7 protein-coding genes are annotated in these 13652 nt (G+C 57.1%); 3 read left to right on the top strand and 4 right to left on the bottom strand.

Features of this window, described 5'->3' with window-relative positions; genetic code table 11:
- Positions 1-44: 44 nt before the first annotated feature.
- The 3 genes from B9K09_RS21180 to B9K09_RS21170 form a co-directional block, all read right to left on the bottom strand.
- Positions 45-494 (bottom strand): NfeD family protein, encoded by a 450-nt coding sequence (locus B9K09_RS21180; RefSeq protein WP_087518664.1) that lies wholly within the window; start codon positions 492-494, stop codon positions 45-47.
- Positions 494-1417, bottom strand: a complete 924-nt coding sequence (locus tag B9K09_RS21175) for an SPFH domain-containing protein (RefSeq protein ID WP_087518663.1) — start codon at positions 1415-1417, stop codon at positions 494-496. Before B9K09_RS21175 ends, B9K09_RS21180 begins: the two co-directional genes overlap by 1 nt.
- Before the next feature lie 161 nt (positions 1418-1578).
- Positions 1579-3363 carry a GspE/PulE family protein gene (locus B9K09_RS21170; RefSeq protein WP_087518662.1) on the bottom strand — a complete coding sequence of 595 codons (1785 nt, stop codon included), beginning with the start codon at positions 3361-3363 and terminating at the stop codon, positions 1579-1581.
- 428 nt (positions 3364-3791) lie between these two features.
- On the opposite strand from B9K09_RS21170, the gene B9K09_RS21165 reads away from it, so the two are divergent.
- Positions 3792-4289, top strand: a complete 498-nt coding sequence (locus tag B9K09_RS21165; RefSeq protein WP_087518661.1) for a hypothetical protein — start codon at positions 3792-3794, stop codon at positions 4287-4289.
- A gap of 383 nt (positions 4290-4672) precedes the next feature.
- Here the strand turns inward: B9K09_RS21165 and B9K09_RS21160 are convergent, their stop codons facing one another.
- Positions 4673-10720 carry a hypothetical protein gene (locus B9K09_RS21160; protein WP_087518660.1) on the bottom strand — a complete coding sequence of 2016 codons (6048 nt, stop codon included), beginning with the start codon at positions 10718-10720 and terminating at the stop codon, positions 4673-4675.
- 553 nt (positions 10721-11273) lie between these two features.
- On the opposite strand from B9K09_RS21160, the gene B9K09_RS21155 reads away from it, so the two are divergent.
- Together B9K09_RS21155 and B9K09_RS21150 are read left to right on the top strand one after the other, a co-directional pair.
- Positions 11274-12734 (top strand): AAA family ATPase, encoded by a 1461-nt coding sequence (locus tag B9K09_RS21155; protein ID WP_087518659.1) that lies wholly within the window; start codon positions 11274-11276, stop codon positions 12732-12734.
- Between the two features lie 17 nt (positions 12735-12751).
- Entirely contained in the window at positions 12752-13417 is a 666-nt protein-coding gene (locus B9K09_RS21150) for an HNH endonuclease (RefSeq protein WP_087518658.1), read from the top strand.
- Positions 13418-13652 lie beyond the last annotated feature (235 nt).

Raw genomic sequence — 13652 nt, 5'->3', positions numbered from 1 at the left:
ACCTGTAGCGCCGTGGCTGGCGCTACAAATATTTGCCTCGCAGGTTATTGGCTGGGCTCAACCAATAGCAACACGCCGTCTTGGCCAGTGACCCGCACCGTGCTGCCGACTGGGAGATCAGGACCGCTGACCAGCCACAATGTATCACCGGCTTTGATCTTGCCGCGCCCGCTGCTGATGGCTTCATGCAGAGTGAATTGGCGGCCAAGTAATTCGCTGCCGCGGTCGTTCAGACCGGGTTGATCGGAGATTTTCCCGGCGTGGCGTTGGCGTTTCCACCATAGAACAGCACTCAGCACTGAGAGCACCGCGAACAAGACAAATTGCAATGCCCACGGCAGCTCCGGAATCACATAGGTGATGATGCCGACACCGGCAGCCGCAACGCCGATCCACAACAAGTAGCCACCGGCACCGAAAACTTCAAGAATCAACAGCAAGGTGCCAAGCGCCAACCAATCCCAGAACGTCAGGTGTTGTAGAAAATTGAGCATCACTTAGCCTGCTTGTCGCCGAAAGTTGCTTTGATAATTTCGCCAATACCGCCGACAGATCCGATGATCTGGCTGGCTTCAAGTGGCATCAACACCACTTTGCTGTTGTCTGCGCTGGCCAGCTTGCCTAAGGCATCAACGTATTTTTGGGCAACGAAATAATTGATCGCCTGCACATTACCGTTAGCGATTGCCTCTGAAACCATGCGTGTTGCCTCGGCTTCTGCTGCTGCGGCTCGCTCACGGGCCTCCGCTTCGAGGAAGGCAGCTTGGCGCTCGCCTTCGGCTTCCAGGATTTGTGCTTGCTTCTTACCTTCAGCAGTCAGAATCGCAGCGGAACGCGAACCCTCAGCCTCAAGGATTTGCGCGCGTTTCAAACGCTCGGCTTTCATTTGACTGGCCATGGCGTTGACCAAGTCTGCTGGCGGGGTAATGTCTTTTATTTCGATACGGGTGATCTTGATACCCCACGGCGCGGTGGCTTCATCAACAGTGCGCAACAGGCGCTCGTTGATGGCATCACGCTGGCTGAGCATTGCATCGAGCTCCAGCGAACCCAGCACGGTACGGATGTTGGTCATCACCAGATTACGGATGGCGTGGTCAAGGTTGTTGATCTCATAAGCGGCCTGCGCGGCATTGATCACCTGCGAGAAGCACACCGCATCAATCTGCACGATGGCGTTGTCAGCGCTGATCACTTCTTGCGGCGGTATATCGAGCACGGTTTCCATCACGCTGAGCTTGCGGCCAATGCGATCAACCAGCGGCACAATGATGTTCAACCCCGGTTTAAGGGTATTGGTGTAGCGACCGAAGCGTTCAACCGTCCATTGTGAACCTTGCGGTACAACCTTGAAGCCCATGAAAACCACGGCGACCGCGAGGCCGACGAAGAGAAAAATGACGCTGCCGATTTCCATACAGTTAATCCTAAGTGGGTGCAGGCGTTGTTAGCCGACCATCTAAACACGGCTGATTTTTTAATGTCGCCAAGCAGCTCTCAGCAGAGTCATCTCACTAAAATAAAACCTCAAGGTTTCAGCTTTATAGCGCTGCCTTATTGTTGTTGAGATGCGCTGCGTTATCGTTGCTCACTCTGTGGGGTTACCCGCAGTACTTCTTCAATCGTAGTCAGTCCGGCGGCAACTTTTTGCGCGCCAGACAAACGCAGGCTACGCATGCCTTCCTTGAATGCTTGGCGACGCAGGGCAATCAGGTCTGTTTCGGCACTGAGCAGCGACTTCATACCGTCATTGAGTAACATGATTTCGTAAACCCCGGCCCGGCCGCGATAACCGGTATCGCGACACTCCAGGCAACCAACGGCTGCATGCGCGCCAGTTGGCAACGGTGCATTCCAGGGTTTGGTCAGGCTTTGCCAGTCACTTTCATCAAGCGTCTGCGGGGTTTTGCAGTGTGGGCAAAGCGTACGCACCAAACGTTGCGCCATGACCCCGAGCAATGTTGCCTTGAGCAAGTAATGCGGTACGCCTAGCTCAAGCAAACGGGTGATAGCGCTGGGTGCATCGTTGGTGTGCAGTGTGGACAGAACCAAGTGCCCGGTGAGCGCCGCTTGAATCGCCATTTCAGCGGTTTCAAGGTCACGAATCTCGCCGACCATAATGATGTCGGGGTCCTGACGCATCAATGAACGCACACCGCTGGCGAACGTCAGATCAATGTTGCTTTGCACCTGCATTTGATTGAAGGCTGGCTCAATCATTTCGATTGGGTCTTCAATGGTGCAGACGTTTACTTCATCGGTGGCCAGCTGCTTGAGGGTTGTATACAGCGTGGTGGTTTTACCCGAACCGGTCGGGCCGGTGACCAGAATGATACCGTTGGGTTGGCCGGTCATGCCGGTCCAGCGCTTTAGATCGTCTGCCGAAAAACCCAGTTGGTCGAAGCTTTTTAACAGCACTTCCGGGTCGAAAATCCGCATCACCAGCTTTTCACCGAACGCCGTCGGCATGGTTGACAGGCGCAGTTCGACTTCGCCGCCATCGGGGGTTTTGGTCTTGATCCGACCGTCTTGGGGTTTACGCTTTTCGGCAACGTTCATCCGCCCCAAGCTTTTCAAGCGGCTGACAACCGCCATCGTTACCTGCGGAGGGAATTGATAAACCGTGTGCAGCACGCCGTCGATACGAAAGCGCACGCTGCCTTGCTCACGGCGTGGCTCGATGTGGATATCACTGGCGCGCTGTTGATAAGCGTACTGAAACAGCCAATCGACGATATTGACGATGTGCGCATCGTTGGCGTCGGGCTCCTGGTCTTGCGCGCCAAGGTTGAGCAGCTGCTCGAAGTTACCGGTGCCGCTGACTTTCATGTCCACCGCAGTGGCGCCGGTAACCGACTTGGCCAGTCGGTAGAACTCGACGGTGAAGCGCTGGATATCGACCGGGTTGGCCACGACACGCTTGATGGGTCGCTTGAGTACATGACGCAAGTCATCTTCCCAGCTGCGCATCAACGGCTGGGCACTGGCGATTGTGACCGCTTCCTGATTCACCGCGACCGCGAGAATTTTGTGGCGCTGGGCGAAGGCGTAAGACATCAGCGGTGTGATCGCGGCAACATCAATTTTCAGCGGGTCGATGCGCATATACGGCTGGTTGGCATATTCCGCTAGCCATGTTGTCAGGCCTTCGAGGTCAAGCTTTTTGCCGGGGCGCGCTAAATCGTCGAGCTGTTGCGCGGCCAGAAATTCAAGCGGGTGTTGTTGGTTCTTGACTGCACTGCGCCGGATCGCCAGACACTGTTCGGCGTTGTCCTGATCAACCCGGCCTTGCGTAACCAGCTCACGCAAAAGGTCGCCGAGATCAAGAACGCGGTCGGGTGTGGACGAAGTCATTACGGACATGTGTTTTCCTGCAGTCATTTCGTGATGCACCTAGCTTGAAGCCAAGTGGCGAGCTTGTCAGCTAGCAGCTACTGATTCTGTAGAGTAGTCGGCTGCGCGAACCTGTGCTGTTGGCGTGGCTCAAGTACTGTGTGCGGAACTGTCGCCTAGAATGCTCGAAAGCGCGTGGCACAACAACATTGCTTGAACCATGCAGGTTAACGGTTGAGTAATCGTTATTGGGATAATTCTGAACCGTGCTGCGCAGGCAAATGTAAGTTGGCCAGTGAGCAAGATTTAGCGAGCAGTGAAGGGGCTGCGGCAGATGCCTAAGCCCTGAAAATAAATCTGCGCCCTCTGGCCGCCGAACCCCGCCTAGACTGTTTACAATGTGCCTCCGATTATCCCGGGCCATAAATATGGCTGCACCGAACAAGGATCTCTCTGCCATGGCCTCGCCAGATAAACAGCAAAAACGCGCCCAGCGGGCCAAAGCAAAAGCCAAGCAAAACCGTTCGGGCAAGGCTAAGCCGAATGTTGTGCATCCGGTGTTGGCCAATCCGTTGATTGACGAGCCGTTCGATGATGTTGAGATCGACCTGAGCACCTTCGACTTTAAAGACATCGAAGAAAACGGTTTCGATCCCGCGCATTTCAACGACCTGTTTGAGGCGATGAAATATGGCGAAGGCATCAGCCTGCTCGCAATGTGCCTGGTATTTCTGCAATACCCCGTATTGGAGCTGGTGATCGCCGAGGAAGCGCAAGACTCAGCCACCGACTTCATGATGGGCCTGCTGATCACCTATCGCGGGATCTTCCACGATGAAGACGAAGACACGGCAGTTGAATGGATCGGTGGCGACGCCTTTCAGAGCGCCTACAACGATGCATCGATCATCCTGCAAAAGAAAAATGCCCGCAGCCCCTCAGGCGCTCGCACTTAAAAGCGGGGAAGGGGATAGGCCGCGACTTGGGGAGTGGCAAACTATTGGTTTCGGGTACAGATCGATTGCAGAAAGTGGCTGCTGGAATAGTTGCAGAGCTTTGATTTTGGTAAGAGGCTCTATCTGCTACAGCTGTCCGTTTTTGGTCGATTTCAGCCTTCCGTGACCGGCAGAGAACGGCCAATAGCTGCCTGTCGTAATCGGCTCAAATCGACTCAAAGCAGAAGCTCGATTTGGAAAGTCCGATGGCTGCTTCGCATCGGGAGCGATCGATCGTTAGGGTACTATGAACGCTAGCCACCGACCGGAAGCAGCCCTCCGGGACAGCCAGCTCAAGCCAGCACGGCCCCTCTCGCTTGACATCGCCACTGAATCTGCATGGCTTAGATTGAGTAACCGTTCTTCGCCGTCTTCAAGAGAGACTCCCCGTAGCTGCTCGGTTGCTTGATCTGCCTGCTTGCGAACACGCTGATGTCAAGGTCCGGCTTCCCACGGGCAGTGGTGACCTGTTCGATGCCTAATGACGTCAGGACGAGGTAGCAACCCTCTCCCCACAGGGACTCCGCATCGATATCAACCGGGCCGGCATCACGCCACCAGCAGAGCCTTGCGATCACAGCGCCGCTCGGGTCGAGGAAGACGCTGGGCTCCTCGCCATGCGCGCTCCAGCGAAGCCGCTTCATCCAGTTCGGGCACAAAGCGAACGAATAGGCCGCTGCGTCAAAGCCCATGTCCACCGAGCAAACAACCCTCCTTACCAGCGTTGGCGCCAGATCATTGTCAAATGCGACGTACTGGCCAAGCCAAACAGCGATGGGCAGCCTGGCATAGCAGTCGTCGAAGTCTTCACTGTCAATCTCTGCCGAGGGTGCTCTAAAGCGGTAGAGACGGTGCTCCGACAGCCGTGGCTTGAGAATCTTGAAGCAGGATACTTCGGCCACGACTTGGCCGTGGCTGTCTGCTGGGAAGGGGGCAACATCACCGTCGACTTCGTCAATCCATTTCCGTTCTCGCTCGGACCAACCCGCACTTCGGTTCAACAGCGGCATTCGGATCCACTCGGGGCGCCCTCGTGGGAGCTTCAGTGGTCGAGGCGGAAGCGGGCAGCCCAAACGTTCCAAAAGCGTGAGCATGTCGCTGCCTTTCACTTTGCCGGCCAGCCGCAGTTCTCCTGCGACGTGGCGAAGTGCGGCAAGGGCAATGTAGGCGTGGGGCTTCAGGTAAGTGATCTGCATGTCGAGCACGCGAAGCTGAGTCTCAAGCCTTTTGGTGCCAGAGGGCCCGAATGCCTCAAGTCCACCCCAATCCTGGATGAACATCGCCGCGCGTCGGCGGACTGTCATCTCCTCAATGCCTGCCGCCTTCGCGATGTGACGTGCCGTCGAGCGCAACATCTCGGTCCAGCCAAGCGGCGACTCGACGCGCATTGCACCAGTTCTTTCGTCCGTGAATGCCTGGTCGCCCTCTGGCGGGTGCTCGAGTTCAAGGCGATAGAAGAGCGGCAGTGGTATCGCGTCCAAGGGGACAGCCTGCCTCCACCGATGCGACAAGAGCGCGGCTGACTCTGCCACCGCGATGTCACGGTGACTGACCAACGCAGCCACGGCGCTGCCCAACTCGGGGGCAAGGTCCGCGCTGTCAGCAGCCAGCAGAGTTCCGAGCGCATGCAAGGGGGCATCTAATTCGCCGGCTATAAGTCGCCGCATAAGGGACTTGAACAAATCTTGGCCGAGTCCGGCTTGCCTTGCCAGGCTCAACGTGCAATTGCGTGCGTGTCGCTGAACTTCTGCAACGGGCAGCCGATAGGCAAAGTGCAGCAGATCCTCCAAAAGTTCCGTGTCGCTGAGCGGTAGCTCGCTCGGCTGGAAGGGTCGCCCCAGCTGGAACTCGCGAGTGCAGGCCATCTGCTCCTCAAGTAGCGACCAGATGGCCGGCCAATCCGGCGTCGCGCTGATTACCGGCATTATCGAATCCAGCTCTGTCAGCAGTGACTGGGTGTTCTCCTGGCCCGCCGTTACTGAATCGACAATGTTCTCGAAGGCGGCTGGGCATGTGGATGGTCCCTGCAAGAGCTTCTTCGCCTCAAAGTAGAAGAACTTACCGCCACCCATCCACTGGCTCCAGGAACTCCAGGGGTCCTTGCTTGACTCGTAGCCTTGCATCAGCTTCTTGGCGTACTCGACCTCCCCCGCCGCAGCCAACCTTTGAACCATCAGGAAGCGGCAGCGCGCGTCGTCCTGCAAGACCTGCCAGCGCTCAAAAATCCTCCGCGCCAGATGAAGCGGGGCCGTCTCGGCCAGATCTCTGAAACGGTACGGGGCGTTGTAGTTCAGTTCGTCGCCATCCGCTTCAAACGCGCGCTCAAGCTGCTCGAGAGTGGTCTCCGAGTCGTACTTGCTTGGCGTATACGAGTGTCGAGGTTCCGGCGCTTCTGACGTCCACCGGGCTACGGCGGCGTCGAGCTCGGCAGATGAAAACCCATGTCTTCCGGCAGCGGTGCGAAGGCGCTGGAGCAGTCCGACCCTCTCGTGTGCCCTGCTGGCTACCTCGATCACCGCCAAAAACATCCGCGCGAGCGGTTCAATCTGTATAGGTCCTACGGCGTCGGCGGCGATGTCGATGAAGTCACCGACGTGGTGCGGGTCCCGGTAGTACGGTTCCATGTAGAACGGCAGACACAGACCGCACCAGACCGTCGCGCAAGCCAGGACGAGTTCAGGGCTTCGCCGCACCATCCCCGTCATGAGCAGGTCAACACGGTTCGGCCAGCCAATCAGATTCCAATCCGCCAGTGTCTTTGACACCTCGAAGCCGAAGCGAGGTCCGACCTGCGTCGCTTCCTCGATTAGCGACATCGTCAAACGATGCGCGGCCGACGAGCCCTCCGTTTCGGTCATGCCGCCGACCTGGCGCATTAAGGTCAAGACTCGCTTGACACGGTTCTCCGGGTCAGCGGCGTTCGCAAGGACCAGGATGTCTCGCCAGATTGCGTACTGGGGGTCTTTCTTGGGGGCCAACGCGTAGCCAAGGCATTGCTCGGGAACCGTCGCCAGCAACTGTTTGGCCCGCTCTAAGTCCCCGACCGCAGCCAACGCGATGGCCAGATCGGCCACCCCGTCGATCTGCTCGCTCGGCGTGCTCTCCTGAAGCTCCGCCACGAGTGCGTTGAGTCGATCGACGGCCGCCACCCGGTCACCGTCAACCCTATACGCATCGACGACCAATCTGCGTCGCAGGTACGCAGTGCCCCCCAGCGTCGATGAGGCGATGGCTGCGTCAATTTCCCGAAGTACCGCACGGTACTCAGTCTCGCCGCGCTTGGCGCCGAGCCTCAGCAGCACTGGCACGAGCACGGGGACCGCTTTGAAGGCCTGCTGGATGCGATATGACTCGCTGCCGCCTTCTGATGTCAGACTTAGGACGTACCCAAGGGCAATGCGGGCTTCGTCCTGGATGCTGCCGGCCGGCACGGACGCGTTGTCGATGGCGGCGCGACCTAGAAGCACGCCTATCGTCGAGGCGTGCTGCTGGAACGGATGAAGGAAGGTGTGCTTCGACGGTGTCGCGCTTGGCAGCGGCTTATTGAGCAGCGTGCAAAGCCTCGCGTGATGCATCACCGCACCGACCAGATTACCCAGCCCAGCCAGGTCCGTCTCGTCGTCGCACATAGAGATCATCGGTGCGACCAGCTTGTCGAACAGGGCCTCGGCTAGGTCACGACGGTCAGCTTCGAATGCAATTAGTGCCATCCGGCGTCGGTAGCCGTTGGGTACCTCTACGAAGCCAGGAAGGGCGGCGGCAGCATCAAACAGGGCAAGCGCTTGCGCAACGTCGCCACGCCGACTGGCCACAAGACCTGCGTGAACCATCACCGAAGGTTTGTCTTCGTTGGCTACCCCGAGCTTGCTGCAGAGGTCTTGTGGATCGGCGCCAACCTTCTGAAGGAGCATCGCCTCTGCGGCTTCCCTCCTCAGATGCAGTTGCAGCGCGGCGACAGTTTGCGGATCCACCTTTTCGGGCTGGCGTAGCCCCTCTGCGGCGAGGTGGTCAATCGCTATCTGGATCTGCTCGGTGTCTCGGAAGTGGACGGCGCGCCTTGCCCACCTCTCGAATTCCGTTATGTTGTGGTCGTGCCCGTGGTTCTGGAACTTGGACGTATGGAGCTGCGACAGTGGCTCGAGGCTTTCAAACAGTTCCTTCGCCCGCTCGAAGTCCCCTCGCGCTAACAGGGCGTCGACGACCTCGTAGCCCTGGCTGGGGAAGTACTGCACGAAGGCCAGGGCTGCATCAATGTCCCCAACCGCTAGCATCGCCAGCGGAAGCTGGTTGGCGTACTCAAGGGCAGTTTCCCGCCGTCCCACTTCGTCACGACACAGCAGCAGCCGTGCGAAGGCGGTCGCATCGTGCGTTCCACGCACTGCCAGCAGAGCTAGGCGGATATCGGCGTGGATCTCGGCGATAGAACGCCCGTCAGCCAGTTGCTGCCTGAAGCGAGCGGGCATAGCTAGCGCAAGTACATCGGCACCGTCGCCGGCACGGGCGCGGTAGCGCAACTCAAGCCAGTACTGCGCCGATTCGGGCGGCGCGTTCTTCGCCAACTGGGCGAGGTCGCGGTACACGCGCTGCGAGTATTCGGCATCGACGCTTCCGAGGCGGGTTCGAGGTTGAGCGATGACGAACAGCCGAAAGCTGTTGTGGAAGACGCTCCACCCCTGGGATGAACTACGGAGCAGGTGCCGTGCAACGATCAGAGCGCGTTCAATCGCGGACTCCTTGACCATTGTGGCCAGCAGCCGCAGGTCCACAGGTGCCTCAGCACGAGCGATGTAGCTCAGCACGTCCATGGCATCGACATCGCTTGCGATCTCGCGCCAAGCAGCGGTGTACACGGTCTCAATATCGCCGTCGAACGGCATCCCACCGCTGAGAAGGTGCTTACTGCCGGCTTCGTCCGCGTGCAACAGCGCATGAATTAAGTAGCGCGTTGCCAGCGGGTGGCCATGCGATAGATTGCTTAGATCCAATCTTGGAATCTCGGCAGGCAGGCCAAGCGCATCTGCCATCCGGGCGACCTCCTCGCGGCCGAGAGGTCCCATGAGAACCTGTCGCTCGCTTTTCTCCGCTTGCTCTCTTACTGCGGGCTTCAGATTCGCGAGATCCAGCCGCTGCGTGCCGAGGATGAACACAACCCCGTTGGGGATGGCAGCGGGAAGAGGCAGCTCGCCCAGAAGCGAATTGGTCGGCCGCTCTTCGCGAGGCACATGGTCGAGCCCGTCGACGACGATGATTGTTCGGATCCCGTCGCGGTCGAAGCGTTCACCAGCCTGCTGTACCAAGACGCCGAACTGCTCTCGGCGCTCATGCAGCGAGTCGTCGCGAAGACGAAGTCCAACCAAACCGCTGTTGCGTAACTGCGTGCCGACGTCAGTCAGGAAGTTGTCGGCCTCCCCGCGACCCACGCCTTGAGCAGCACCTGGCACGTACGCCAAGTAGCGAACGAGCCGGATATTAGCCTCAGTGGCCAGCGCAACCTGCAGGAGAGTGGACTTCCCGGAGCCAGGCGGTCCTATGAGTGAGACGTAGCCCTGGTCGGCGGCATGCAGCGCGGCTAGCAGCTTGGCCTCAGTGTCACGGTTGCGCTGAACATAGGCGCCGACTGGGAACCGGTGGATTAGCAGCGTCTTGGAGGGATCGCGCCAGCCAAGCTCACGAAGCAGCTCGTCACGCGTCCACCTGTCTTTGTCGCGGGCATCGGCGACCAGCTTGGGCAGTACGCTTGCAATCTCGGATGCCTGCCGCGCCTGCTCGGCGTTCAATTTGTGCGACTGGATGAAGTCCGCCGCAGCTCCGCACACCACACGGAGGCTGTGCAAAAAAAATTCGAAGTCGTCATCGCCCAGGCCGGCTTCACGGCGCAGGTGGTTGATCAGTCGACTCCATTCCTGCGTGTACCAATCCGCTAGCGGCCGATTTGGATGCTGTTGGAGTTCCTCAAGAAATGCCGCGCTGTGGGGCGGCGTGCCATCGCCTGGCTTGTCAGTAATCGACGGAAAGTCATTAACAACCAGGCGAATCTCGACCCGGCTTCCCGGGTTGTCCTTCCGCAGGCACTGCCAAGCATGAACCAGGGGCCTCAACAGGCCGTTGGCACCAGTAAACAGCGTCTCAACAGTGAAAGTGCCTGGGAACTTGGACGTCTTGAACTGGTGACCGACCACCACCCCATCGAAACCGAGCACCAAGTCGTCGGCAATACCCGCGTTGCGGTCTGCGACGCCGATCCAGAGCAGCTCGTCGCGCTCGAGCGCAGCATAAATGGCAGCGCCCGCCCGCTCGTACTGGCCAATGTATCCACGGAGTGCTCGGCGTTCGCCTTCCGCCGGCGCAGTTGCTGGAGCTACAGAGGTTGATGGATTCGGTTTCTTGGACATTTTTGGAGCCATGTGAATGGATTAGGTAGTTGACGCCAACTGATACCAAGAATACTGCTTCAGCATAACCCGAGGCGTCCAGCAACAGACGGTAGATGCGGCTAAGTCATTGAGCGCTGCTCTGAAACGAAGCCTGGCCAGCCCCAATCGGAGCGGTCATTCACGAGATGGGTCGTGAATGACTAACATCAGCTGTGGATTCAACCAATAAATAATTTTCCTTCTATGGCGAGCACTCTCGCCCTAAGTGGGTGTCCGGGATCAGTAGACCACTACAATCACCGTCGCTGGTGGCTTCTGCATAAGAAGCTCTGGGGGGGGTAGAAACCTTATTGGATTGGTTGCTAGAGCGCCGGATCTCTGGCCTGCGGTGATAATCGTGCGCGCGCTGCGGGCAATCCGACGGACCTTCCCCTGAGTGAGCGCACGCAGATGAGTCGTAGGCAACCATGGGGGCGTTCGGTAAGCTTACTTGCGCTCGGCCATATCCTTGGCGGAGCAACCGCCATCACTAAACTTCCGATACACAGAGAAACTGGGACCTATCACGACTATGCATTTACACAGTCTAGCCTTGACTAATGTTCGCCAGTTCGAACAACGAACTTTCGAATTTCAACCCGGTTTTAACTTGCTAGTAGGTGAAAATGGCGCTGGCAAGACTACGATCCTTCGCAGCATGCTCGCGGCATTGGGTAGCGCACAGCAAATGAGACGACGTCCAAGACTAGAAGACAAAGATATTCGGCTGAGAGCGCGTGACGCTGCCGTGAGTGCGCTGGTTCAACCCGCGGAAGGCAAGCTTGAAAAATTTCAACTTCAGAAGAAGCTTTGGGAGCGTGCTACTCGTTCAGCTCCTCGAGGGAATCTTCCACTGATTCTGCTGTACTCGTCGAACGAAGCCATCTGTTCCGAACTGAAAATGAAACGTGCCCCCAAAGTCCGGGAGGATTACAGCGATCGGCTCCGGAGCAGTGAAGCCTTTTTGTATGCCGCTGAAAGAGATTTCTCTAACAGGCCAACTGAAGCAAGCGAGCGCCAGTTCGGAGACAGTCGGTCAGTGCGAAATTTTGTTGGAAAAGTACTTTCTACATTCTCTACTGATATTGGTGCTTTCTATTGGCACTTCGAGCCTTATGACTGCTCTCTCGTCCCCCCAAGAGGGAAAGACAAGAACAGTTACTTGGATGCAGAGACGCAAAAGCATGTTCGAATTTTTGCTATGCGCAAATTTCAAGAGGACCGAATGCGAAAACAGCCTTTCCATTGGCCTGACCAAGCAAAAGTCGTCCTGACACCCGAGCCCCCTGACAGGAACCTGCCCTCTCTGCGTCAGATTTGGCAAGGCATTAAGCTGCCGTCAGAGGGCATCCAGGAGTTTCTAACATCTTGTTCGCTGGAGGTTAAGCTCACTCCGCGAATCATGATCAAGCGCAAAATAGGCACCCTCAGTCTGGATCAGCTTTCCGACGGAGAGCAGCGGCTGTTTTCGCTATTTGTTGACATTGCGAGACAGCTGTATGTCAGCCGGCCGAATGGTGCGTTTGGCGAAGGTGAAGCGATTATCCTTATTGATGAAATCGATGTTCACCTTCACCCTAAGTGGCAACGTCGTATTGTTCCAGCTTTGGAGGATATATTCCCCAACTGCCAGTTCATTGCCACTACCCACTCGCCCTTTGTGATTCAGGCGGCCGGTCGCCAGCGAATTACATTCATTGAGCCACATTCCTCAATGGTGCTCTTGGAGGGGGGGAATAGCCTTGAAGATATCGCTGAGGATGTTCAAGGCATTTCCCAACCTCAACGCAGCGTTCGGGCAGAAATATTAAGCTCTGCGGCAAAACGCTACTTCACACTTCTTGAGACGAAAGCGGAAGACTCGCACCAAGTAGACCCCGACGAGTTGCGCGAGGCTGAAAGACTCTATCGGGATGCGAGCGAACCATTTACAGCAGACCCCGCGTTGCATGCCTTGCTTAAAGTTCTAATGACGGAGGGCAAAGCCCAGTGAGGCCTATCACAAGGGGGATGGCACCCAAGAGATATGGAAAGTATCAGGAGGCTATTGGTGATCTAGAAGATGCCTTTGGTTCATATTGCAGTTATTGCGAACGTCGCTTCCCTGCGCTTTTGGCTGTAGAGCATGTGTCTCCGAAAAGCTCAGATGCTGCACGTGCGACCGATTGGACCAACTTTCTTCTTGGTTGCGTTAACTGTAATTCAACCAAAGGCGATAAACCGACAAACAATCATGACTTTCTTTGGCCGGACAAAGACAACACTCTTACTGCCATCGAATATAGAGATGGAGGGATAGTTCAACCTTCGTTAGCGCTCGCCCCTCAAATTGAGGCTAAGGCGGCTGCTTTGATAGACCTTGTAGGGTTGGATCGCCATCCCGGCCAGCCTGCCGCCAAACAACCGACCGATCGAGATAAGCGCTATCTAGAGCGTGAAGAGAAGTGGACGCTTGCTCAAGCCACGCGCGCCAAGTTGATGCGCAACGATACTCTCGACTTCCGAGAGGTGGTGGTCGACCTTGCGAAGCAGTCTGGTTTTTTCAGTATTTGGATTGCAGCCTTTCACGATGACCCAGACATGCGTCGTCGTTTAGTCGAGGCTTTTGTCGGAACCGCGAGAGACTGTTTCGAAGCTGATTGGGGTCTTAAAGTTAGAGTTGGCGGCCATATCTAGGCCGCGACCTGATGCTGGTCAGTGTCCTACATCTCGGACGTCCGCTTTTGGCCGAGAGTTGCTGATTAGAAACATAACAATCCTAGTCTGCCCCGACTGTTCGATTGTTATGTGTATCCACCAAGTCATCCAAGCTTCAGCTGTGCAAATGAAATCAGGACCCAAACAGACAACTCACCCGCATCGCTAGGTCGATTTTCGGTAGACATTTAAGGTAAGTGGGACGTTTTCAAGG

Origin of the sequence: Pseudomonas sp. M30-35, from assembly GCF_002163625.1 — a bacterium.
Lineage (GTDB): Bacteria > Pseudomonadota > Gammaproteobacteria > Pseudomonadales > Pseudomonadaceae > Aquipseudomonas.
The sequence above is the reverse complement of the archived record's forward strand: the minus strand, read 5'-3'. Positions and strand labels throughout refer to the sequence as shown.